General features: G+C 66.0%; 17 protein-coding genes. 9 read left to right on the forward strand and 8 right to left on the reverse strand.

Annotated elements, in window-relative coordinates; all coding sequences use genetic code 11:
- The first annotated feature begins 40 nt into the window (after positions 1-40).
- The gene (locus tag ACFQRF_RS00610; RefSeq protein ID WP_379868001.1) at positions 41-826 is read left to right on the forward strand and encodes an ABC transporter ATP-binding protein; all 786 of its coding nucleotides are present in this window, start codon (positions 41-43) and stop codon (positions 824-826) included.
- Between the two features lie 299 nt (positions 827-1125).
- Complete coding sequence (locus ACFQRF_RS00615) at positions 1126-2160, forward strand: SPFH domain-containing protein (protein WP_379868978.1); 1035 nt, start codon at positions 1126-1128, stop codon at positions 2158-2160.
- A gap of 520 nt (positions 2161-2680) precedes the next feature.
- On the opposite strand, the gene ACFQRF_RS00620 is transcribed toward ACFQRF_RS00615, so the two are convergent.
- Positions 2681-3061: an ATP-binding protein gene (locus ACFQRF_RS00620; protein WP_379868002.1), complete on the reverse strand. Its 381-nt coding sequence runs from the start codon at positions 3059-3061 to the stop codon at positions 2681-2683.
- A gap of 347 nt (positions 3062-3408) precedes the next feature.
- Here ACFQRF_RS00620 and ACFQRF_RS00625 point away from each other — a divergent pair, with 347 nt between their 5' ends.
- Complete coding sequence (locus tag ACFQRF_RS00625) at positions 3409-3693, forward strand: DUF397 domain-containing protein (protein WP_379868003.1); 285 nt, start codon at positions 3409-3411, stop codon at positions 3691-3693.
- A 187-nt stretch (positions 3694-3880) separates the two neighbouring features.
- Here the strand turns inward: ACFQRF_RS00625 and ACFQRF_RS00630 are convergent, their stop codons facing one another.
- Positions 3881-5575, reverse strand: a complete 1695-nt coding sequence (locus ACFQRF_RS00630) for a TIGR04141 family sporadically distributed protein (protein WP_379868004.1) — start codon at positions 5573-5575, stop codon at positions 3881-3883.
- Positions 5576-5813: 238 nt separating this feature from the next.
- On the opposite strand from ACFQRF_RS00630, the gene ACFQRF_RS00635 reads away from it, so the two are divergent.
- The 5 genes from ACFQRF_RS00635 (at position 5814) to ACFQRF_RS00655 (ending at position 15651) form a co-directional block, all read left to right on the forward strand.
- Complete coding sequence (locus ACFQRF_RS00635; RefSeq protein ID WP_379868005.1) at positions 5814-7589, forward strand: N-6 DNA methylase; 1776 nt, start codon at positions 5814-5816, stop codon at positions 7587-7589.
- 23 nt (positions 7590-7612) lie between these two features.
- Complete coding sequence (locus tag ACFQRF_RS00640; protein WP_379868006.1) at positions 7613-9559, forward strand: type I restriction-modification system subunit M; 1947 nt, start codon at positions 7613-7615, stop codon at positions 9557-9559.
- The gene (locus ACFQRF_RS00645; protein WP_379868007.1) at positions 9556-10869 is read left to right on the forward strand and encodes a restriction endonuclease subunit S; all 1314 of its coding nucleotides are present in this window, start codon (positions 9556-9558) and stop codon (positions 10867-10869) included. The genes ACFQRF_RS00640 and ACFQRF_RS00645 overlap by 4 nt, the downstream gene beginning before the upstream one ends.
- On the forward strand, positions 10866-14009 hold the full coding sequence (locus ACFQRF_RS00650) for a type I restriction endonuclease subunit R (protein ID WP_379868008.1): 3144 nt from the start codon (positions 10866-10868) through the stop codon (positions 14007-14009). The genes ACFQRF_RS00645 and ACFQRF_RS00650 overlap by 4 nt, the downstream gene beginning before the upstream one ends.
- Before the next feature lie 67 nt (positions 14010-14076).
- Positions 14077-15651, forward strand: coding sequence for a protein kinase domain-containing protein (locus ACFQRF_RS00655; RefSeq protein WP_379868009.1), 1575 nt, complete (start codon positions 14077-14079; stop codon positions 15649-15651).
- A gap of 45 nt (positions 15652-15696) precedes the next feature.
- Here ACFQRF_RS00655 and ACFQRF_RS00660 read toward each other — a convergent pair whose 3' ends face one another.
- From ACFQRF_RS00660 to ACFQRF_RS00670, 3 genes are all read right to left on the reverse strand, one after another.
- Positions 15697-16854, reverse strand: coding sequence for a restriction endonuclease subunit S domain-containing protein (locus ACFQRF_RS00660; protein WP_379868010.1), 1158 nt, complete (start codon positions 16852-16854; stop codon positions 15697-15699).
- Between the two features lie 65 nt (positions 16855-16919).
- Positions 16920-18074, reverse strand: a complete 1155-nt coding sequence (locus ACFQRF_RS00665; RefSeq protein ID WP_379868011.1) for an N-6 DNA methylase — start codon at positions 18072-18074, stop codon at positions 16920-16922.
- Positions 18075-18399: 325 nt separating this feature from the next.
- Entirely contained in the window at positions 18400-18585 is a 186-nt protein-coding gene (locus ACFQRF_RS00670; protein WP_379868012.1) for a hypothetical protein, read from the reverse strand.
- Between the two features lie 352 nt (positions 18586-18937).
- Between ACFQRF_RS00670 and ACFQRF_RS00675 the strand changes: the two genes are divergently transcribed.
- The gene (locus ACFQRF_RS00675) at positions 18938-19702 is read left to right on the forward strand and encodes a sulfite exporter TauE/SafE family protein (protein WP_379868013.1); all 765 of its coding nucleotides are present in this window, start codon (positions 18938-18940) and stop codon (positions 19700-19702) included.
- Between the two features lie 429 nt (positions 19703-20131).
- Here the strand turns inward: ACFQRF_RS00675 and ACFQRF_RS00680 are convergent, their stop codons facing one another.
- The 3 genes from ACFQRF_RS00680 to ACFQRF_RS00690 all read right to left on the reverse strand — a co-directional run bounded on the left by ACFQRF_RS00680 (position 20132) and on the right by ACFQRF_RS00690 (position 23206).
- Entirely contained in the window at positions 20132-20758 is a 627-nt protein-coding gene (locus ACFQRF_RS00680; RefSeq protein WP_379868014.1) for an HD domain-containing protein, read from the reverse strand.
- A 575-nt stretch (positions 20759-21333) separates the two neighbouring features.
- Positions 21334-22209: an alpha/beta hydrolase gene (locus ACFQRF_RS00685; protein ID WP_379868015.1), complete on the reverse strand. Its 876-nt coding sequence runs from the start codon at positions 22207-22209 to the stop codon at positions 21334-21336.
- A 442-nt stretch (positions 22210-22651) separates the two neighbouring features.
- Positions 22652-23206: a TetR/AcrR family transcriptional regulator gene (locus ACFQRF_RS00690; protein ID WP_379868980.1), complete on the reverse strand. Its 555-nt coding sequence runs from the start codon at positions 23204-23206 to the stop codon at positions 22652-22654.
- Between the last annotated feature and the right edge of the window lie 51 nt (positions 23207-23257).

A 23257-nucleotide genomic window follows, 5' to 3' on the forward strand; every position in this document is an offset into this window, starting at 1 on the left:
GCGTCCGAGCGGCCGCACCCGGGCGCGACGAAGGAGAGCGATGAACGGGCATGTGCTGCGCATGAGCGGCGTGCGGGTCCGCCGGGGCGAGGCGGAGCTGCTGCGCGGGATCGACTGGACGGTCGAGGAGGACGACCGCTGGGTCGTCATCGGGCCGAACGGCGCCGGTAAGACCACCCTGTTGCGGATCGCCGCCACCCAGTTGTTCCCGACCGAGGGCACGGTCGAGGTGCTGGACGAGCGGCTCGGATCCGGCGACGTCTTCGAGCTGCGTCCGCTCATCGGGTTCGCCAGCGCGGCGGTGGCCGGCCAGGTGCCCGACGTCACCCGCGCGGTGGACCTGGTGATCAGCGCCTCCTACGGCTTCCTCGGCACCTGGGGCGAGGAGTACGACACCCCCGACCACCGGCGCGCGCACGCGCTGCTCGACCAGTGGGGAGCCGCCCACCTCGCCGCGCGCGAGTTCGGCACGCTGTCGGAGGGAGAGCGCAAGCGGGTGCAGATCGCCCGGGCGCTGATGGCCGACCCCGAGCTGTTGCTGCTGGACGAACCGGCCGCCGGCCTGGACCTGGGCGGCCGGGAGGACCTCGTGCGCCGGCTCAGCGCGCTGGCGGGCGATATCGACGCGCCCGCCCTCGCCGTCGTGACCCACCATCTGGAGGAGATCCCGCCCGGGTTCACGCACGCGCTGCTGTTGCGCGGTGGCGCGGCCGTGGCGGCCGGGCCGCTGGAAGAGGTGCTGACGCCCGACAACCTGAGCGAGACGTTCGGGCTGCAGCTCAAGGTGGAGCGCGACGGCGACCGCTGGAGCGCCCGCGCGCTGTGAGGTCCCCTGTGCGGGACGGCGGTCGGTCGGCCGGGCAGGCGCGGGAAACGGGACTGCCGTAACGCCCGGATTCAGTCGGCCGCAACCAGCGAAACTGTCCGGATTCGGCCATTCTTCGGAGGTTTGTTGCGAGGTCGCGGATCCAGGCCGGCCGCGGCGCCCGGAGGGGAGCCTATGATCGCGGCGTGGACGTCTGGCCTCCGCACGCCCGGGAGCCGGATGCCTCCACCCGCCGCCGCGGCCGTGCGCCGTCGCGGCGGGACGGCCGCACCCCCGACCGGAGAGCCGGAGCCGCCCCGATGCTGACCGTCATCATCGTCCTCGTCTTCGTGGCGATCCTGGGGGCCGTCGCGGTGCGCAGCGTGCGCATCGTGCCGCAGGCCGAGCAGGACGTGGTGGAGCGGTTCGGCCGGTACCACCGGACGCTCAAGTCCGGGCTGAACATCGTCATCCCGTTCGTCGACCACATCCGCGAGCGCATCGACATGCGCGACCAGGTCGTCAGCTTCCCCCCGCAGTCCGCCATCACCCAGGACAACCTTGGGGTCGAGGTCGACACGGTGGTCTACTACCGCGTCACCAACGTCTACGACGCCACCTACAAGGTCTCCAACTTCATCACCGCGGTCGAGCAGCTCGCCTCGGCGACGCTGCGCAACGTCATCGGCGGCATGGACCTGGAGCAGACGCTCACCTCCCGGGACCAGATCAACCGGGAACTGCGCGCGGTGCTCGACGAGGCCACGGAGGACTGGGGCATCCGGGTCAGCCGGGTCGAACTCAAGGCCATCGACCCCTCGGAGTCCATCCGGGAGGCCATGGAGAAGCAGATGCGCGCCGACCGTGACAAGCGCGCGGAGATCCTGGAGGCCGAGGGGGAGAAGCAGTCGGCCATCCTGCGCGCCGAGGGCGAGCAGTCCTCGGCCGTCCTGCGCGCCCGTGGCGCCGCCGAGGCGGAGACGGTCCGCGCCAAGGCCGAGGCCGAAGCCATGAAGCTGCGCGCCCAGGGCGAGGCCGACGCCATCGCCAAGGTCTTCCGCGCCCTGCACGACGGCGGCATCAGCAACGAACTGCTCGCCTACCAGTACCTCCAGAAACTCCCGCAGATCGCCAAGGGCGACGCCAACAAGCTGTGGATCCTGCCCTCGGAGATGGGCAGCAACGCGCCGTGGTGGCCCACCGTCCAGGAAGGCATGCAGAACATCGCCGACGCCGTGAAGGACACCCGCACGGGCGCGGAGTCCGTCGTCGACGACGCGGACGACGAACGCGTCATCGACCCCGAACACCTGGCCCGGCTGCAGCGCGCCGCGCGGGACGACGAGGAGCGCTGAGCGCTGCAGCAGAGCGTCGTCCGCGCGGCATGCGGCAGCCGGGCGGGGGCGTCAGGCCGCCGCCCGGAGGCGACTGACGTAAGTGCGGATGAGTGGTCCGGGGTCGTCGAATTGGGTGCCGATGGCCCGTAGGATGCGGTCGAGGGCGGCCAGGTTGGGTGCGGAGACGGTCAGTCCATCCGGCGGTGTCGGCCACGTAGGCCGGTGCGTGGCCGCCGTAGATGGCCTTCCATCGCGGGGCGTGCTGGTCGGCGATCTCGGTAACGGATGCGTGGCGAGTGCGATGGCCGGGCGGCTGAGGGAGTCGCTCGGTCGATGGCGGGTGTGGCCGGTGCGGACACCGCCGCGAGCCGTTTCTGCGGGCGACGGGCAGGCGGCGAGTCCGTACAGAGCAGCCAGGTGAGGACAACCGCGAGTATGGTGTTCAGCCGGATCAGCGGACCGCGCCGCGTGCGGCCATGTCAGCCGGACAAGTTCGTCATGCTGCTGCTTCCTTCTGTAAGCGGGGGCGGGTGCGTCATCAGTGCGACGTGACACGGGCACCGGCGGGCGCGGATCCGTAGTGGGCGGCCGCGCGGCGGATCCAGATCCGGGGGGTCACGAACGTCGCCACGCTGGCGGCGAACGGCCACAGCTCACCGAGCGGAAGCGCGAACCAGACTGCTTTGCCGCGTTCGCCGGTCAGCGGTGCCACCCCGCACCGGCCGCGCGCATAGGCGGTGACCAGGGGCAGGCCGCGCCCGGACTCCACGAGCGGATCAAGTCCGGCGAGGCGGACGGGCGAGGGCAGCGCGGGGAGACCGCGGCCGGAGTCGTGGACTTCGACGACGGCGCACCGCAGGTCACAGCGCCAGGCCAGGGCCGAGATTTGGCCAAGGCCATGTCGGGCGGTCGACAGCACGGAAGAATCGTAAGGTTTCGTGTTCAACCACGTGCTCTACGTGTCCAGAGCTGCCGCCTGAATAATCATTTCGCAATGACTTCTAGATAATTACTCAAGCAACTAGTCGACAGAGTGGCCCATCACGGACCTTCTGCGGAGGGCGAGCACGCATGCGGCAGGAGCAACACAGCCCGATCGCGTCCTGCAACTGACGCCGGAGCCGTTGCATCTGTGAACCGTCATGGAAGAACACGTGCCCCATCGCCCCGTTGGCGGCCGAGCGATCCACCAAGCAAGCTTCAGCACCGGGTCGGCCAACTGCGTTCAATGCCGACCGTCAGCGTCCGGTACTCACGTCATCATCGGTGACAGCAAGCTCGGTGACGTCCCCCGAACTCGTCGTTGCCAACGCGGACTGGGAGGACGTCTGCGACCAGGCCGTCGCCGGGCACCACACCATCCAGGACCCCATCCGCAGCGAGCGCACCACCGACGGTGGACCCACCCTCACCACACCCGACCCCGGCTCCCCCACCCTCACCTTCACCCGAGCCGAGGTTGACGCCTTCCGCGCTGGCGTCCGTAACGGGGAACTCCGTTCCCATGCCCTGGCTGTATTGACCCGAGAGGCGCGAAACGCGTACGCGTGATTGGCCCACGTGCAGCTACAGCGGCCTACCGAGCGCTTGTGCCGTGGGTCGGTCCGGAAGTCCGGCGATCCCCGCCTGCGCGTCGTTGATCTTCATGTCGAGTGCGGTCACGAGGGTGTCCAGGCTCGCTGTCACAGGTGAACGTGGACACCCTCCCTTCATGCCGCAGGAACCGGGAAAGCCTCGTCTAGGCTACGAAACGCTGTCTTCCCACTGAATCCACCGTGCGTTGAGCCGCTGCGATACCGATGACCTCGACCTCGACGTTCCACTGCGCGAGGGTCTTCGCTGTCTGCACCAACGTCACCTGGGAGAAGGGGAACAAGGAGTCGGCGGTGAGGTCGGCGCCATCCTTCAGCAGGATTGCGAAAACCACTTTCGTGGGCTGAAAGCTCTGGGGCCGGCCATGCTCCTTGCGAGCCACGGCCACCTTCTCGGTGAACTGCTGCATGGCCTCCGGAGAGTTCTGCAAGGTCTGCACGGCAACGAGCGCCTGACCGAAGAGGTGGCTCAGCGCGTCGGACCCCTTGGCGCGCTTGACCATGACCAGAACGTTGTCCGGGCTCAGCAGGTCACAGATCTCCACGCCGTTCCCCCGGTGTAGTGCGGTACGGACGTTGTCGCGGTCGAAGCAGAGGTACCCGGGCCGCTGGAGCGGAACGGACTTGTTGTAGGTGCACTCCTTGTCCCCGAGAACCCAGGGGGGCAGATCGACGGACGGTGAATCGGGAATCAGCCGCTCGACATGTGAGCGGATGACCTTCAGATACTCCTGGTCGATCTCGTACCAGGCCCCGTCCATCAGGAAGAAGCGGCGCGAGCCGAGCCGCACCTCCGTCTCGATCCACCTGAGGACGCTGGACGACCAGATCTCGTCGGTCCGCTCGGCGCGGCTGTGCCGGTAGAGGGTGACGGTCCCGTTCCGGAGCGCGGTGAGGCGGCAGCCCCGGCGCTGGACGCGTGCCCGGTCGAGGACGTACGAGAGGCTGAAGTCGTCGGTGGAGGACCCGGCCACCCTGCTGTTGATCTTGACCCGGAACGCCCGGGCGGTGGTGTAGTCGTCCCAATGGTCGGCGGGGACCGCGACGCCAACTCGCCCATCCGGTGCCTGCCCGAGAAGATCGTCAAGCGTGTCCTCCAGACGCGCGAGCAGGTCGCTGTCCCTCACAGGCACGACCTGCTCGACGAACTCCAGCCCCGGGGCAGGGGCCTCCGCGCGCAGCACCTGAGCAATGGCACGGATGTCGGACACCAGGTCGGCGGCATCGACACCGAGCCGCAGGCGTAGGCCGACGCCGCCGTCGGCGCTGGAGATCTGCGCCGGGTTGTCGCGGGAAATCGTGAGTTCGAGTCCGTCCAGCTGGCCGCCGAGGCGGCGCACGATCTGAGCGTGCTCCGCGATGCCCAAGCTCCACACCGCGGCGCCGGCGGGCACCAGGGTGATGTCAGTCCGCCCGCCGCCGGGAGTGTGCGACACGAGATCCCGGATCTTTTCGGGGTTGACTCGGCGCGACGCGAAGCTCAGCCCGAACCGCTGATCCTTCAAGCGATCGGGGACGAGGCGGAATCCCTGGTCATAGCCGATGGCATACACCTCGCCGTCGACCGCGAGCATCAGCAGCCCGGCCGAGCGGTTGACGGGGCGCGACACGACGCATCCCGTGGTGCGGACGATCTCCTCGCACCAGCTGGCGACAGGCTGTTCGAAGCTGCCGATGATGAGAACCGCCGGCACTCCAAGACGGTCGGGAATATCGATCTCCGCATTGACGCGCTCAAGTTGCTCGACGTCGAGAGCGTCGAACATCGCGTTGATCGTCGGAGCGACGCCTTTGAGTCGGTACAGGGTCCGCTTGGAGGTACTGGACGTGCTGGCTGCCATGGTGCCACTCCCTCGGTGGGTGAGATCTAGGCGGGGAAGAACCTGCGGATCCTGGGCGGCGCGTCACGCGACGCAACGGGGTCACCCAGGTGGCTGGGAGCAGGGGCGGACTCTTCGGGGGACTGGAGGTGCGGAGCGCGGGACTCATCGCACTCCGAACATGATGTTTACATCGACGCTCTTTGTCAACGAAGTTCACAGTGTTGCCGTGTCGAGAAGGTGTCGCTAGGGTTGCCCCATGAACCCGGACGAGCGCGATGAGATGACAGCGGCCGCGATCGCACGCTTGGCGGGCGTCAGCCGCGCCGCGGTTTCAAACTGGCGGCGCCGTTATCCGGAATTTCCCAAACCTGTTCGCGGCGGTGCGGGCAGCCCGAAATTTGCCCGGGCCCAGATCGAGGCATGGCTGAAGGCGACAGGTAAGGCCGACCAGTTGGCTACGGCAGGCCAGACCGAGACCGGCACGCAACGCGTCGACGGCCTCGCGCCGTCGCTGGAAGACGAGCGCGACGAGCTCGCCGCGCGCGTTCGGCAAGCGCCGCAGGAGCGGGCCGATGCCGACCTGACCTCGGGGCAGCGGCTGGCCCGGGTAATGGTGTCGCTGCTACCTCGCTCAACGGCCAGCGAAGAACCCGTGGACGTCGACAACGCCGACGCGAACATCGTGCTCGATCCCGCATGCGCCGACGCGACGGCGCTAGCAGCCGTTGCCGACCGCTTCGGTGACCACGTCAAACTTGTCGGTCAGGAGATTGAGGAGTCGGCGGCCTCAGCTGCGGCCTTGAACCTGCGCAGCAACGCTTGGGATGTGCCGTACGAGATCCAAACGGGAGACTCACTGCTGGACAACCGACTCGGCGCCTATCTGGGCAGGGCCAAGGCCGTCATCTGTGAGCCCCCCTTGGACCTCCCGCAGTGGCCATCGGAGGAACTCGTTACCGATCAACGCTGGAAGTTCGGCACTCCAGCACCACGCGATGGCGAACTGGCCTGGGTACAGCACTGCTACGCGCACCTTCGCCCACTCGGCGTGGCCGTCGTCGCTGTGTCGCCGCGCACCTGCATCCAGCCGTCCGGACGGGATATCCGAACAGGACTGGTGCGCTCCGGCGTCCTGCGGGACGTCATCGCGCTGCCCAAGGGGATGGGGTCGTTGCCCAGCACTGATGTGTGCCTTTGGGTTCTGCAACGCCCCTACGGCTCATCGGGCAGCGCGGTTGTGCGCATGACCGACCTGTCGGGATTGGTCGATGCGGCCGAGGTCCCCCATGAATACGCAGCCTGGGAGCGACTCTTCGCCGACGCTGACCCAAGTATCTCCCATGCGGTTCCCCGGCTGGAGCTCCTCGACGGCGACGTCGATCTACGCCCGTCCCGCTACGTTGCCGCACGGCCCGAAGCGAGGGCTGACGACCTGCTCCGAATCACCGAGCGGTTGCGGACTCTCTACTCTGACGTAGGGCGACGCGGCATACCGTCCTTCGCCGCCCCCGCGTCGCCACCCGCCTATCCCCATGTCACCGTCGGCGAACTGGAACGTGCGGGAGCGCTGACGATCCACTCCCGCGACACCCCTCCCCGAGCCGGAGACCTGCTGGTGAGGACTCATGGCCGGCCACCAGTCGTCGCGACCGGCGCGGAGGGAGACGGGCTCGGTATTGCACAGGTCGTGGAATTGGATGCGGAACGATTGGACGCCCATTTCGTGGTGACCTTCCTGCAAACCGATGCCAGCTCGGTGCCGGTGACCAATACGCTCGGGGTACTCAGCCGCGACGAGCTCCGCCGATGTCGCATCCCGCGCATACCTCTGTCCGAGCAGCGACGCTACGGTGATGCGTTCCGCCGCCTGCAGGAGCTACAGGAGGCGCTGTCGACGCTGGCGAGGGTGAGCGCGAGCGTGATCGACCAAACCATTCATGGGCTGACTGTCGGTGTTCTGGCCCCCGACCCGCCCTCACTGAAGAACACTGACGACCTCTACGTAACCGAAGGTGAGACGAGCAAGCTGTGACCTCAGGCCCCACGCACTCCAAGATGGCAAGCGACATCTGGTCGGTCGCTGATCTCCTGCGCGGCGACTACAAGCGCCATGAGTACGGGCAGGTGATCCTGCCGTTCACGCTGCTGCGCCGGCTCGACGCCGTGATGGCGCCGACCCGAGACGCCGTCCGGAAACGGAACGCCACGCTCAATATCCAGAACAAGGAGCGCCTGCTAGAGATCGCGGCCAAGCTGCCGTTCTACAACACCTCCGACCAGGACTTCACGACAATCGCCGGAGACGCACCGAGCACCGCGAAAAACCTGCGTGACTACATCAACGGCTTCTCACCGAACGTGCGCAGGATCCTGGCCCGCTTCGACCTAGACAACCAGATCACTCGGCTGGCGAGCGCAAAGATCCTCTACAAGGTGGTCGGCAGGTTTGCCGAGATGCGCGACCTTGACAAGCTGTCCAACCACGACATGGGCTACGTCTTCGAGCATCTGATCCGCAAGTTCGCCGAAGACTCCAACGAGACCGCTGGTGAGCACTTCACCCCGCGTGAAGTCATCAAGCTAATGGTCAACCTGCTGATCGCCCCGGACGCCGACACGGTCGCCGCCGAGGGCCAGGTCATCAACATCCTCGACCCGGCCTGCGGTACCGGCGGAATGCTGACCGCAGCTGAAGACCACATCAAGTCGATCAACCCGAACGCTCAGGTGTACCTGTTCGGCCAGGAGGTCAACGCTGAATCCTGGGCGGTCTGCCAGTCCGACATGCTCATGCGTAATCAGCGCGGCCGTATTCACTATGGCAACTCCATCAGCGACGACGGCCACCCGGACCAGAAGTTCGACTACATGCTGGCCAACCCGCCCTTCGGTGTGGAGTGGAAAAAGATCAAGGATGAGGTTGAGGACGAGGCGGAACTCGGTCACGCCGGGCGTTTCGGCGCCGGAACGCCTCGCATCAACGACGGTTCTTTCCTGTTCCTCCAGCACATGATCTCAAAGATGGAGCCCACCGAGGGCAAGGGTTGCCGGCTGGCGATCGTGTTCAACGGTTCTCCGCTGTTCACAGGAGCGGCAGAGTCAGGCGAGTCCAGGATCCGTCAGTGGATCCTGGAGAACGACTGGCTTGAGGGTATTGTGGCGCTGCCCGACCAACTGTTCTACAACACCGGTATATCGACCTACTTCTGGATCCTGTCCAACCGGAAGCCCAAGGAACTTCGTGAGAAGGTCATCCTTCTCGACGCACGCGATCAGTGGGAAAAGATGCGCAAGTCGCTCGGCGACAAGCGCAAGCAGATCAACGATGCGCAGATTAAGCACATCACTGACCTGTATGTTGATGCCCGCAAAGTTGCAGCAAATGTCGACCACCCGGACCACAGCAAGGTGCAGATCTTCGACACCCGCGACTTCGGCTATCACCGAATCACCGTCGAACGGCCGCTCAAGCTGCGGTTCGAGATCACCGAGGACAGCTTGTCCGCGCTGGAGAACGCAAAGGCGCTCGCCAAGTGGGATGGACGTGAGGCGCTGGTTGACGCACTTCGTACGTTGATCGGCTCGGTGTGGTGGACGAAGAAGGAGGCAGCTGACGCCCTGCATGCGGCCGTCGTGAGTGCCGGCGCGCTCTGGCCGACTAAGGCGCCGCTGTTGAAGGGGCTCTGGAGTGCGATTTCGGTGTCAGACCCGAAGGGAGAAGTTCAGAAGGCGAAGGACGGTTCGGTCTTGCCGGACCCCGACCTACGCGACTACGAAAACGTTCCCTTGAACGAAGATATCAAGGCCTACGTCGCCCGCGAGGTCACCCCTCACGTGCCGGATGCGTGGATTGATCACGACAAGACGAAGGTTGGCTACGAGATCCCGTTCACGCGTTACTTCTATACATATTCGCCACCACGGCCATTGGCGGACATCGACGCAGAGCTACGTGAGCTAGAAGGACAGATCCAGACGCTGTTGGGTGAGGTGACGGGGTGAGCTCGGGGCTTGATATGGCACTGCCCGAGTCCTGGTCCTGGTCACCGCTCAAGTTCGCAACAACGTTCCTTAATCGCGGAACGGCGCCTGACTATGTGGATGACGGCCCGGTGCGAGTCATTAGCCAAGCTGCCAATCAGGCGACTGGTATCGACTGGGAACGGGCACGCTTCCATAACTATGAGGGAGATCCTCGGAAGCTGAAAGGGTATCTCGTTCCTGACGACGTGCTGATCAATTCAACGGGAACTGGTACTTTGGGGCGTGTTGGCTATTTTGCTGGTGATCCGAGCGGTCTTCCGTGTCTTGCCGATGGGCACGTGACGGTTGCGCGTGCAGATCGAGATGTTGTCGACCCGCGGTACCTGTACTACTGGCTGAGTTCAACAGCTTTCCAGGGCTACGTGTATTCGGCCTTAATTGTTGGCGCCACCAATCAGATCGAACTGAATCGCGAACGTCTCGCAGGGGCGCCAATCAGTCTCCCGCCTCTGGATGAGCAACGTCGCATCGTTGACTTCCTTGACTCTGAAACAGTTCGGATCGACCAATTGATTGCTGGGCAGCGTCGGATGGTTGACGTGATCGAAGAGCGGCGGATCGCGGTAACGTCTCATCTCGTCTTCGGTCGAGATCGTGATGGAGATAGGCGGGATTCGAAAATCCCATCGATCGGACTTATCCCGTCGACGTGGCGCGTGCTGCGCAATAAAATAATCATGCGTGAGGTTATGGATCTGTCGGACACTGGAGAGGAAGAGCTTCTCTCCGTCTCCCATCTGACTGGTGTCACACCTCGGTCCGAGAAAGATGTCACCATGTTCTTGGCGGAGAGCATGGTCGGATACAAGCGCTGCCAACCAGGTGACCTCGTCATCAATACGCTTTGGGCGTGGATGGGAGCTCTTGGCGTATCTCAATATCCCGGGATACTCAGTCCCGCATACGGTATTTACCGTATGACTTCGGATGTGATGGATGGGAAGTATCTCGACTTCTTGGTCCGAACTCCGGAATATGTGACTGAGATGACGAGATTTTCAAAAGGAGTCTGGACTTCCAGGCTCCGCCTGTATCCTGAGGCCTTCTTGGCGTTGAGCGTTCCCATGCCGCCGCGAGACGAACAGGCCCAGATCGTCAATCGGATCGTCAGCGAAACTTACGACCAGGAGCGACTTAAGTCGAAATTGGAGTCGTTCGCCAAAACACTGACCGAGCGTCGCCAAGCTCTGATCACTGCCGCGGTAACCGGCCAATTCGACGTCACGACCGCAAGCGGCCGGTCCCCGTCTGGAGGGGCTGTTGTATGAGTGCTGGACCACATACCGAGCACCCCTTCGAGTCCCGTATCGAGGTTGAGCTGGTCGCGCGGGGCTGGTCTCGCGCGCACGGAACATTCAACGCCGAACTCGGCATCGACACTGGCGAGCTCTACCGTTTCATCGGCGCCACACAGGCGAAGACCTGGAACCGGCTTACCGAGCTCTATGGCGACCAGACCATTGCAGAACGGCAGTTCGCGCAGCGCCTCGCCTCCGAGATCGACGCGCGCGGTGTGCTCGACGTACTGCGTCAAGGCGTGCGCGACCGGGGTGTCCAGATTGACCTCGCCTACTTCCGGCCCGGTCATACCTTGGCTGCTGACGCCCTCGCTGAGTACAACGCAAACGTTCTTACTGTCGCGCGACAGCTGCACTACAGCGTGCGCGAGCCCCAGCTGTCGGTCGACATGGCGTTCTTCGTCAACGGCCTGCCTGTAGCCACCGTCGAACTGAAGAACCCGAACACCGGGCAGAACGCCGACCACGCCATCGCGCAGTACCGACGTCGCGACCCGAACGAGGTGTTCTTCGCCAAGCGCACCCTCGTCCACTTCGCCGTCGATCCGGACCGCGCCTTCATCGCCACCCGTCTGCGCGGCCGTGATACCCAGTTCCTGCCGTTCAACGTCGGTTCCAACGGCCCAGGAGTGTCCGGGGCCGCTGGAAACCCTCCGGCCGCCCCGGACTCCTACAGCGTCGCCTACCTTTGGGAGCAGATCTGGCAGCGTGACAACTGGCTGGAGATTCTGCACCGTTTTATCCACGTCAAGGCGCCGGACAAAAAGGGCGCGAAGACGAACCCGCACACCTCTCCCCGCATCTTCCCCCGCTACCACCAGTGGGACGCTGTGCAGAAGATGGTGGCACACGCGCAGGTGAACGGCGCGGGGCATAACTACCTGGTCCAGCACTCAGCCGGCTCGGGCAAGTCGAACACCATCGCCTGGCTGGCACACCGTCTTTCCAACCTGTTCGACGCCGGCAACCAGCCGGTCTTCCACAAGACGATCGTCATCACGGACCGGGTCATTCTCGACAGGCAGTTGCAGAGGACCATCTTCCAGTTTGATCACACGCCCGGTGTCGTCAAGAAGATCGACGAGGACTCCACCCAGCTGGCCAAGGCGCTCGATGACTCCACATCGAAGATTGTCATCAGCACGCTTCAGATGTACCCGTTTGTCCTGAAGAAGATCGCCGACATGGGGTTGGCCGGAAAGCGTTACGCGGTCATCATCGATGAGGCGCACTCGTCGCAGGGCGGCGAGTCGGCGATCCGGCTCAAGCAGGCGCTGGGAGCCAACGCACAGCCGCGCGAGGAGGACGAGGATGACGCGGAGTACATGACGCGGGTGCGTGGCAAGCAGCCGAACCTGTCCTACTTCGCTTTCACCGCCACCCCCAAGTCGCCGACCTTGAAGCTGTTCGGCACTTTCGAACCGGAGCGGGTGAACCCCCGCACTGGTGAGCAGGGCATGCACATGCCTTTCCACATCTACTCCATGCGGCAGGCGATCGAAGAGGGCTACATCCTCGATGTGCTGGCCAACTACATCACATACGACACCAAGTGGCGGCTGCGTAACGCGGCCGTTGAGCAGGCGGAATCGCGCATCTCTAACCCGGACGTCGACGAAGCCAAAGCGAAGGCGAAGCTGGTCCGTTTCGCCGAGCAGCACCCGAAGTCGCTGGAGCAGAAAGCAAAGCTGATCGTCGACGACTTTCGCGAGAACATCGCCGGACGGCTCAGGGGGCGAGCCAAGGCGATGGTCGTCACCAGCAGCCGCCAGCATGCGCTCGACCTTTACCAGGCGATCCGTAACTACATTACCCTGCGCGGTTTCACCGACTGCGGCACGCTGGTGGCCTTCTCTGGTCAGCTCAAAGACGAGGCGGCGGGTCTGGAGTTCACCGAAGCACAGCTCAACGGCTTCCCGGAGAACCAGCTGCCGGACCGGTTCGGCTACACCAAGGCGGACGACCCGCAGGCAGTCGCACGTGACCAGGACGAGTACCGACTGCTGGTCGTGGCGGACAAGTACCAGACCGGCTTCGACCAACCGTTGCTGTGCGGGATGTACGTCGACAAGCCGTTGACCGGGGTCGCCGCCGTGCAGACGCTCTCCCGACTCAACCGGATCCATCCGATGAAGTCGCAGGACGATGTCCACATCCTGGACTTCGTCAACACGGCCGCTGACATCCAGGCTGCGTTCGGGGACTGGTTCGAGACGACGATCACGGAGCCGAGCGATCCGAATCTGCTCTACACCAAGCAGCGGGAAGTGATGGAGTACGCGCTGCTGGTCGCCTCCGAAATGGAGGCGTTCATCAGGGTCCTTGCTCAGGCCGAACCCGGTCGGATGCCGGACGCCGCTGAACGCAAACTGCATGCCCAACTACACGAATACCTCAAGCCGGCTATTGATCGCTTCGTTGCTCTCGACACCGATGACGAGCGGGACGGCTTTCGGTCTGCCCTGCAGAACTATGTCCGTGCCTACAGCCTTATCGCGCAGATCGTAGACTGGGGGGACAAGGACCTGGAGCGGCTCTACCAGTACGGCCGGGTTCTGCTGCTCCGGCTGCCGGGGAGGCCGTCCACGTCAGTCGATATCGGCGACGCGGATCTGAGTCACTTCCGGCTGGAGTTCACCGGGCGGCACAACGTGTCGCTGTCGGCTGTGGGCGACCGAGACATACGCGGGCATGCCGCTGATGGCGGCGGCAACCACGAGTCGGACATCAAACCCCTCTCGGAGATCATCGAAGAGCTGAACGACCGGTTCGGGGTGGGTCTTGGTACCTCCGACCAGGTCCTCGTCTACCAGCAGGTCGTCGGCCTGGTCGAGGACACGGGGATGCAACAGATCGCGCTCATGAACGACGAAGCCCGTTTCGGGCAGGTCGCCGATGATCGGCTCGACGATATCGTCGCCGAGAACGCTGAGCGCAATACCGAGTTCGTGAAGCTGTACTTCGACAACAACGAGTTTCGCAAGGCGATCAAGGAAGCGGCCCGGAGGCGCGCCTACCGGATTATCACGGAGCCCGTGCGCGATGAGGCTCTCGCTCGGCTGCGTGCCGAGATGCGGCGGGAGACCGGCGGACAGCCAAGCGGCGAGTGATCACCCCGCCTAAGCGGCACTCAGGCGACTCAACCGGGTAGACCCCATTATTTGGGAGGGGCGGAGCGTGACGGAAGAGACGGCGCAGCCGGCTGAAAGACGGCTGTTCGCGGGGCGATACCGATTGGACGGGTCGCTCGGGCGCGGGGGCATGAGCGAGGTCTTTCATGGCTACGACGAACGTCTGGATCGGCGGGTGGCCATCAAGCTGTTGCGTCCTCCCTCTCCAGGCTCCGTCCCCGCCGCGCCGAACAGCCCAGAGGCCGTCGAAATCCTCGATGCCATGGAACGAGATCGCCGGCGGTTCCTGCGCGAGATCCGCACCACCGCTCAGTTGGAACATCCCGGCACTCCAGCTGTTTACGACACAGGTGTCGAAATTGCGTCGGACGGCACCACACAACTGTGGCTAGTCATGCAACTGCTACGTGGCTCGACGCTGGAGGCCACGCTCGACCACACGGACTACCTGGTCTCGCCCCCCAGCCCGGCCTGGGCAGCTGCGATCACAGCGCAGATCGCGGCTGTGCTGGCCGACGTTCACCGGCTGGATATCGTCCACCGGGACATCAAGCCCGCCAATGTGATGATCGTCGACGGTGGTCTGGTGAAGGTGCTCGACTTCGGTATCGCCATCCTGCGCGGAGCAGCAGGGCTGCCGCGGCTGACACAGGTTGACAAGACTGTTGGCACACCGGCGTACATGTCGCCAGAGCAATCCCTCGGCCGCGTGGTAACGTCCGCGTCCGACATCTATTCGCTCGGTTGTCTGCTGTGCGAACTGCTCACCGGCGACGTGCCCTTCCACGCTTCAACCGATGTTCCGCTTCGTGCGCACCACGTGCAGTCGATTCCGCCGTCAGTGCGGGCGCGGCGATCCGAGATCCCGGAGCCCCTGGACGCTCTGGTGGAGTCGATGCTGGCGAAGGATCCGGACGCGCGACCATCCGCGGAGGCGGTTTACGAAGCGCTCGTTCCCTTGACCTCGACAGCGAACGATTGCCTAGGGGGCGACGAGAGCCGCGACCCCACCCGACCGTTTCGTCGACCGTTGTTGGCTCCGCCGAAGCGCCGTGTCCAAGAATCCTCCCGCAGCAAGCTCACCGATGCCGAGTTCGAACGGCTCAGAGACAACGTCGGACTGCTCCTGGACAACGACCAGCCTTCGGAGGCTATCAACCTCCTGGAGGATGGCATCGAGCGCGCCGGGGATGATCGGTTTCTGGAGCTGCAGTTGCGCCATCTCCTGGCCGCCGCGCTGTTCTACGCAGGGAATTACACGCAGGCCGCTTCGCTGTTCGACACCGCGGGACGCGATTACCGCAAGTATCTGCCGTCGGATGACCGGCATGTCATCGACTGCGCCTACCACGCGGGACATGCGTACGCCGAGATCGGCAAGCCGGACAAAGCCCTCCCGCATCTGCGGTTCTACGTGCTGAACGCCCAAGCTGCGACGCAGGACGAAATCCTCGAAACCCGCTTCGTCATCGCCCAGATGCTCGCTGCAGCGGCTCGTGTCGACGAAGCATTGGCCGAAATGAAGGTCATCCGCCCGCTCCTGGTTGAGGCTTTCGGTGCCAACTCGACCCACGTCCGCAACCTCGACAGACAAATTGACAGGATGCGAGCGATCGAGTAACAGGGCACGAAGGTGGCCGCGGGAGCAACCCTACGTATGACTCAATCAACCCGATAAGAAAAGGCAGCGCTCGCGGAGGTTCGCGGGTAGCCGGCCGAGTGAGACATCGTGCAGCAGCTTGTCGAGAAGCGCCTGCAGAGCTCGATTCTCGTCGAGTGTCTGCTGCGACCTGGCGTGCAGCGGATCCGCGACGCGGTGGAACCGGTGGCGCACCTCCGGTTCGGGCCACCGGACCTCCAGTCGCGAGAAGGCGAGCGCGCTGAGTTCGCGCGCCTGCCGGCCTTGGGCAACCTCTGACAGCGCCTTGCTCTGAGAACGGAGTTCGTGTAGCAGCCACCAGTGGTCCGCAGGATCGGAAGGCCGCACGGCGACGACGCCCCGGTGGGGGGCTACTGGAATCAGATTGACCGCGCAGCGAGCTCCTTCTGGGCGAGACGCGAGCAGGATGGTCCCCGGTTCGCACACCGCGCGGGGGTCGGCGGGGCCTTGGCGGCCGTTCTGTTCGAGGTAGGGCAGTGATGCTTGCAGGACGTCGGCGGGCCTGATCCAGGTGGTGCTGACCGCGCCGTCCTTCGGAACGGAATTCGAGGCGGGCTTTCCGGTTCGCGCTTGCGTGACCGTGCCGAACGTACAGGACGTCCACGAGGCGCGCTGCCGCGTGTGACCGGCGTGGTGAGCGTCCGCGAGTCCGACGGCCGTGGTGGCGATCTGGCGGTTGAGCTCCAACTTGGCCTCGATGATGGTGACCAACTCGTGAACCGCGTCGATCTGCCATGGCGGCGGGAGCCGCACCGGCATCTTCTTGAGTACACCGAGCGCCAGTGTCGGCTCGACATGCGCGGAGACATGTCGAGCCGTCCACACTCGGGCAGATGGGGTTTGTAACCAGATCCGCAGCCATCGGATGGCGTACCGGTTCCGCGATCTGATGATGCCGACAGCGCGTGTTGCCAGGCACCCGTCATGCTTTGCGGTGATCAGCGCCGCGTCGCCGGCCCGGTCGCCGACCAACACGACTGCGAGGTCTCCCTCCCGCAAGAGCGCCCGCGTGTGCTGCGGCGCGGCTGGGGGCATCCGGTCCGGCGGTTGGCTGTGTACGCGTCCATGCTGGATGTCGCCCGCCCAGACGCATCTTTGATGGTCGTGCTTCTTCGGGGCGTTGATCCCGTAGGTAATCTCAATATTGCTCACGATGTCGCCCACTGTCGCGCTCTGCCAGGCGTCGGCATCGCTTGACTGGACCGTGTGATTCGCTGGGTAGTTCCGCGTCACTGCTCATCCAGGATGGATCGCAGGCGGCGCTCCAGCGTGTGTGCCTCGTCGAACTGACGAAACAGCTCGCGAGTGAGTTTCTCGACACGCTGGTGCGTTGCCATGTCTCGCTCGGGTCTCTCGGATACATACGTGTGGGGGAGCAGGTCCCACTCGTGATCCGCGATGTCCTTGAGCGAGCGGGAGCTACACCAGCCGGGCTCATCGTGGTAGCGAGTTTCCGCCCTGTCTGCGGCAAGTGTCGTACCTCGCCAGGCGGCTAGTGTCCCAAGGATCTTCTCGGTGCGATCAGGCGCCAGCCGTCGCTGTGCTGTTCCAGCGACCTTTTCGGCTGCCATTCGGGCATCGATGAAGAGGACAGTGCTGCGTTCATCGGTCTCTTCCCAGCTCCAGTGCGGGTCATAGCCCCGGCTAAGGAGCCACAAGCAACAGGCGGCGCGTGTGTGGGAGAACAAGCCGGGCGGTAGCGCAATCACGCATTCGATGAGACCGCGGCGGACGAGCTGTTCACGGATCCTCCGTTCGACCTCTCGGGCACTCGACGCGGCGCCGTCGGCCATGAGGACGACGGCCCTGCCTCCCGGCGCGAGGCTGTGCGCGACATGCAGGATCCAGGCGAAGTTGCCGTTGTCCCGTGGAGGCGGCGTGCCATCGAGCCATCGCGGATCGTTCCAGGCTGGGAGATCCGCGCTCCACGGCCCCATGTTGAACGGCGGATTCGCCAACACGATGTCGTAGGTCTGGCCCGTCGGCTGCGCGAGGCTGTCCGCCGGCAGATCAAGATCCGCTTCGATACCGTGTGTGGTGAGGTTCATCTGGGCGATCTGCAGCGTCTCGGCATGCAAGTCCCGCCCCGTCAGCACGAGGTTCGAATGACGGCCTGTTCGTTCACGAACATAGCGCTCGGCCTCGATGAGCAGCCCGGCCGACCCGCACACAGGATCGTGCATCCGCTGTCCGTTCTGCGGGTCCGCCGCCGCTACCATCAATCGGACCAAGTCGCGGGGCGTGAAATATTGTCCACCCCTGGCCTGCTTGGCGGACAGTTCCTGCAGACACTGCTCCAGGAGATCGCCGAGATCGTCCGCCTGATCGATTTCTCGGATGAGCTCTCGGAGAACTCGGTCTACGGTGTTAGGGAGCTGCGGCACGAAACGGCGGCTCCCCGCAGCACCGTCCAACTTCGATCGTCGCGGCAGCCATTCGAGCAGACAGCGCTGCACATGTGGGGCCAGCGGTCGAGGATCGCGGGTCTGAGCGACAAGCCAGGACCACGAAGGTCTGCTCTCGGACATTTCGAGGGCCTCGCCGCGCAGATAGACCAGGCATACGGCTAGCCAGCAGGCGTCTCGGAGGTTGATTCGATCGCCGAGACTGTGCGTCAACTGCTGGACTCGTAGCGGAACCCCACTCCTTCCGTCCAGCGTTGCCTCGGACTTTCGCCTTCGCACGCGCACCGGCTGTTGGGCCCTTCGATCACATCAAACCAACGGTCGTCATCAGGTTGATGACGAGTGCCAGCGTAGCGGCGAAGGTGGCGGCCCCCGTCTGGATCGCGACGGAGATCTTCGATCCGCTGGCCGTCATCACGATTCCACCCAGAAGTGCCGCAATTACCGCCACGAGGACTGCCACGGTCACGAGCAGCAACTTCCACACCATCTACGGCTCCAACTCTCGATACAGCGCATGACGAACTGGACTCATCGCGCTCCGGGTTTCGTTCGGCCTGGAGTCCCGTCTTCCCGGCCACGAGAAACCGTAGGACAAGCAGTGCCACCAACGTTTGCAGCACGCGGTTTGGGATTTGAGCCCTCATGGGGAGCGGCCAATTGAGCACGCCGCTTGGCGTCTCAGGCGCGTGCCTGCCGCGCCTCCGGGGATGTGTCGGTACTAACACCATCCCCAGGAGTCACAGGGAACCGGCAGTTCGTACACTGTATGCATACGTCAGCCCAGGTGAGGGGTCGGCGCACGCGCTGTGGACGGCGTGCCGGTTGGGCAAGGGTTGTGGATGGAACTGTGGGAGGCGCTCGCCGTCCTGGCGGCGGGAGTCGGGGCGGGTGCGATCAATGCGGTGGTCGGTTCCGGGACGCTGTTCACGTTCCCGGTGCTGCTGGCACTGGGGTTCGCCCCGGTCACCGCGACGGTCTCCAACAGCATCGGCCTGGCGCCCGGGGCGCTCACCGGGGCCATCGGGTACCGGCGGGAACTGCGCGGGCAGCGGTCCCGCATCCTCCGGTTCGGGGTCATGTCGTTCTTCGGGGCCATCACCGGTGGCATCCTGCTGCTCAACCTTCCCGAGGACGTGTTCAAGATCATCGTCCCCGTCCTCATCGCCCTCGCGTGCGTGCTCATCGTGGCCCAGCCACGGCTGAACGCGTGGTTGCGGCGGCGTCGCCCGGCGCGGCCGAACGGGGGGCCGCTGCTTCCGGTGGGCATCTACGGCGCCGGGGTCTATGGCGGCTACTTCGCCGCGGCGCAGGGCATCATCCTCGTCGGACTCATGGGGCTCTCCCTTGACGAGGAGCTCCAGCGCCTCAACGCCCTCAAGAACGCGCTGACCTTCGTCGTCAACGCGACGGCGGCGGTGTTCTACATCACCTTCGCCGACCCCGACTGGCGGGTGGTCGGACTCATCGCCGGGGGCTCGGTGCTCGGCGGCTACTTCGGGGCGCGATTCGGCCGCAAGCTTCCGCCGGTGGCGTTGCGCGTGCTGGTGGTGGTGATCGGCCTGACCGCCGCCGTCCAGCTGCTCTCCGACGTCTTCACCGGCTGACCGGCCCGCGAGCGTCCGGAGCCGCCGCCCGGGCACCGGCCGAGCGGCGGCTCGCACTTCCGGGGATCGTGTCTCTGGTCGCGCTTGCCGCAGGTGTTTCCGGTCGCGCTCGCCGCCTCGCTCTCCTCCACCGCCGACACGGAGGGGCTTCGCCGGGGGCGTCGACGGCTCCGGACGCTCGGCGGCTCGCGCTCCACGGCTCGCCGCTCCGCACTTCCGGTCGCGCTCCCCGCCTCGCTCTCCTCCACCGCCGACACGGAGGGGCTTCGCCGGGGGCGTCGACGGCTCCGGACGCTCGGCGGCTCGCGCTCCACAGCTCGCCGCTCCGCGCTTCCGGTCGCGCTCGCAGCCTCGCTCCCCTCCACCGCCGGCGCGGTCGGGCCTTCGGCCGTTGGCGCCGACGCCTCCGGACGCTCGGCAGCTCGCCGCTCAGCGTCCGGCGAAGTAGCCGCGCCGCTCGGCGTCTTCGATCAGTGCCGTTGCGTAGGCGCCCAGCGTCTCGGACCCCTCGGCGATGATCCGCACCTTCTCCATCACCTGCTCCTTGGAGACGCCGTACTGGACCCAGGTGCCGCCGTCGGTGTGCCAGTTGGCCAGCATGGGCGAGAGCCGGTCCACGGCCTTGGCGAACCGGGCCTCGGGGGTCTTGGCGGCTTCGAACTCCTCCCACAGCGCCCGGACGCGCGCGCCCTGCTCCTCGGGCAGCAGCGCGTAGATCCGGTCCGCGGCGACGCGCTCCCGCTCGCTCTGTGACCGCGAGGCGTGCGCGTCGTAGACGAAGGTGTCGCCGGCGTCGATCTCGACGATGTCGTGGACGAGCAGCAGCTCCACGACCCGGTCGATGTCGGTCCCGGCCGGCGCGTACTCGGCGAAGACCCGCGCCATGAGGGCGAGGTGCCAGGAGTGCTCGGCGTCGTTCTCCCGCCGGGAGCCGTCGACGAGCAGGTTGCGACGCAGGATGCGCTTGAGCTTGTCGACTTCGAGGATGAACCGGAGCTGGGCCGTGAGTCGTTCGTTGTCAACCCCACTGGCGTAGACCGGTGCCGGTTCCGTCACGTAGGTCGCCCTCCTAGAGAAACTTGTCGCACGCCGTGCCCACCGGAGAGGGCACCTGTCCTCGGGAGCGGCGGTAGCGGGAGGTGCTGCGGCCGCCGGGACGCGAGGAGACACGCGTGATCCGTCATCACGTTAACCAAAAGCAGGGAGAGATGCTCGGCTCGTCATGGGGATGATCCCATGCAACGTGGGCCGTCTGACAGGGGAGCGTCCCCCAGGAGAGGCGGTGTGGAGCGGCGTGTGAACGCCCGGCCACGAAATCGTGACCGATGGCGACGCGGGCGGCGGGTGCGCGCCGTGCCGCCTGGCCCGGGCCCGGAGATCCGCGGATCCTCTCTCCGGCACGTGGACCTACCCCTCCTGCTCGACGTGCGGCATCCCGTACCTCCTGGGAAGAACCGTATCGAGTCCGGCGGAGTCGATCACCCGAAACGGTGATACCGGAGGGACCGGAAATCCGGGCGGCCGCGGAGCCCCACGGCAGGGGCGCACACGCGCGGCCGGGCCGGGACCCCGGGAAGGGGCCCGGCCCGGCGGACCGGCCGACGCGTGGCCGCGGACGTGGCGCTTCGGGCTCAGCCGAAACGGAACGTGGTCTCGGCGCCCGACGTCAGGTGCAGGTGGAACCACTCCGTCAGCGCGCGGTCGGCCAGCACACTGCCCGGAGTGGGCGGTCCTGGCTCCAGGCCCGGCTCGGGCCCCATGGTGTGCGCCAGGTCGGGAATGACGATGTGCCGCAGCGTCTGCGCGTGGTGGTGCGGGGCCAGCGCCCGGTACAGCGCCTCACCGCGGTCCGGCCGGATCACCTCGTCCTGCCCGCCGGTGACGATGAGCAGCGGCGGGCGCGGCGTCTGCCGCGTGAGGTCGCCCGACCGCGCGGTGAAGTCCAGCCAGGTGGCGACGTCACGGGACTGCGCGGTCCAGCGGTAGGTCACCCCGAGCCGGCGTTCCCGCGCGGCGAGCACCGGAGCGGGCGCGACGATGGGGTTGACGACTCCCATGGCGCCGATGGGCAGCCGGTTCTCAGCCAGGGCGAGCAGCGCGGCGGCGCCACCGGCGCCCACCCCCATCAGGCCGATCGGGCCGTCGGCCACCGGGAACGTGGCGCGGAGCTCCGCGACCGCCCGGGCGAGCTCCGCCGCGGCCTGCTCGATCACCGGACCGTACAGTTCGATCAGGTAGTCGCTCTGGCCGAGCCGGTTGACCTCGGCGACGCCGCCCTCGGGCAGCCGGGCGCCGAACAACGGCAGCCCGAGGTAGAACCGCCAGGCCGTCAGCGCGGCCATGGGCAGCGTCCCGGCGAGGGCGGCCTCGCTGCGCGGCGGTTCGAAAGCGTGCAGTCCGACGATCATCGGCGCCGACTCCACATGGTGGGCCGGTGGGATCGCCAGGTACGGGACACCGGCGGCGGTCCCGGCGAGCGGCCGGGCGAGCGTGCTGTCTGCTACCACTGAAGGTTCCCTCCCCTGTCGGCACGCCCTGGACCGGGAGCCGTCAGGCCACCGGTGGCGTGCTGTGTACCTCGTGGTGTGGAGCGGGCGAGAAGTGTGGGGGCGGACCGGGGTTGCGTCGGCGAACCGGGCGGATCGCCGATGTGTCGAGAGGTCCGGGGAGACCTGGGGCGCCGTCACGTCACTCCCCCGTGGTGTGCGTGCGGCGACCTGCCGGAATCCGTGCCGCGGGCCGGGGGCGTGCGGCCCGCGGTTCCATACTGCCAGGATGGACGGCGGCGTCCACACGTCGCGGCGAAAATACCCTATCGTCCCGGTTTTTGAGTGTCGCGGGACCTGGGGCGCGTCTGGTGGAGGCCGTCCCCGCCTGATGAGCGAGGCACCGTATGTGCCCGGCCGGCCAGGATCGCGACACGGAGCCGCCGGGGACCCGGGCCCGGGGTCACTCGGCGAGGAAGTGCCTGCCCAGGTAGCTGCGCACCAGCAGCTTCGCCTCGGTGATCAGCTCGGGGTCCCCGTCGGCGTTGTGACGGAACGCCAGCTTCAGCACCGCGTCGGCGGCCTCGACCGCGACCGTGGCCGCTCGGTCCAGCTCCCGGCCGTCGGGCGTATCCGGGAGCGTGGCGACCAGATCGCGGAGCCGGTCGGCGATGACCCGGTTGTTGTCGGCGGCGCCGTCGAGCAGCCGCACGTCGACCACGTCGCCGAAGTGCAGGCTGCGGAAGCCGGGCACCGTCCGGTGCATGTCGATGTACTCGTCGATGATGGCGTCGACGCCGTCGGTCCAGTGGTCGAACTTCTGGTCGGCGAGCCGCAGGCGCACCCGCTCGCTGAACATCTCCAGATAGCGCAGGCCGAGGGCCTGGGTGATGGCCTTCTTGTCGGGGAAGAACTGGTACACAGATCCGATGGCCACCCCGGCGCGCTCGGCGATGCGGGTGGTGGACAACTCGCCGTACCCGCCCTCGTCGAGCAGCTCCGCACAGGCGTCGAGCATGCGGCGCACCCGCGCTTTGCTCCGCTGCTGCGCGGGCAGCCGGCGCAGCGG

Origin of the sequence: Marinactinospora rubrisoli (genome assembly GCF_042664915.1) — a bacterium.
GTDB lineage: Bacteria > Actinomycetota > Actinomycetes > Streptosporangiales > Streptosporangiaceae > Marinitenerispora > Marinitenerispora rubrisoli.

Bases quoted from the DNA above. Each gene is read 5' to 3' on its own strand.
- ACFQRF_RS00615 (WP_379868978.1), top strand. From the start codon at position 1,126: ATGCTGACCGTCATCATCGTCCTCGTCTTCGTGGCGATCCTGGGGGCC.
- ACFQRF_RS00675 (WP_379868013.1), top strand. From the start codon at position 18,938: ATGGAACTGTGGGAGGCGCTCGCCGTCCTGGCGGCGGGAGTCGGGGCG.
- ACFQRF_RS00635 (WP_379868005.1), top strand. From the start codon at position 5,814: ATGAACCCGGACGAGCGCGATGAGATGACAGCGGCCGCGATCGCACGC.
- ACFQRF_RS00610 (WP_379868001.1), top strand. From the start codon at position 41: ATGAACGGGCATGTGCTGCGCATGAGCGGCGTGCGGGTCCGCCGGGGC.
- ACFQRF_RS00640 (WP_379868006.1), top strand. From the start codon at position 7,613: ATGGCAAGCGACATCTGGTCGGTCGCTGATCTCCTGCGCGGCGACTAC.
- ACFQRF_RS00670 (WP_379868012.1), bottom strand. From the start codon at position 18,585: ATGGTGTGGAAGTTGCTGCTCGTGACCGTGGCAGTCCTCGTGGCGGTA.
- ACFQRF_RS00630 (WP_379868004.1), bottom strand. From the start codon at position 5,575: ATGGCAGCCAGCACGTCCAGTACCTCCAAGCGGACCCTGTACCGACTC.
- ACFQRF_RS00650 (WP_379868008.1), top strand. From the start codon at position 10,866: ATGAGTGCTGGACCACATACCGAGCACCCCTTCGAGTCCCGTATCGAG.
- ACFQRF_RS00690 (WP_379868980.1), bottom strand. From the start codon at position 23,206: ATGCTCGACGCCTGTGCGGAGCTGCTCGACGAGGGCGGGTACGGCGAG.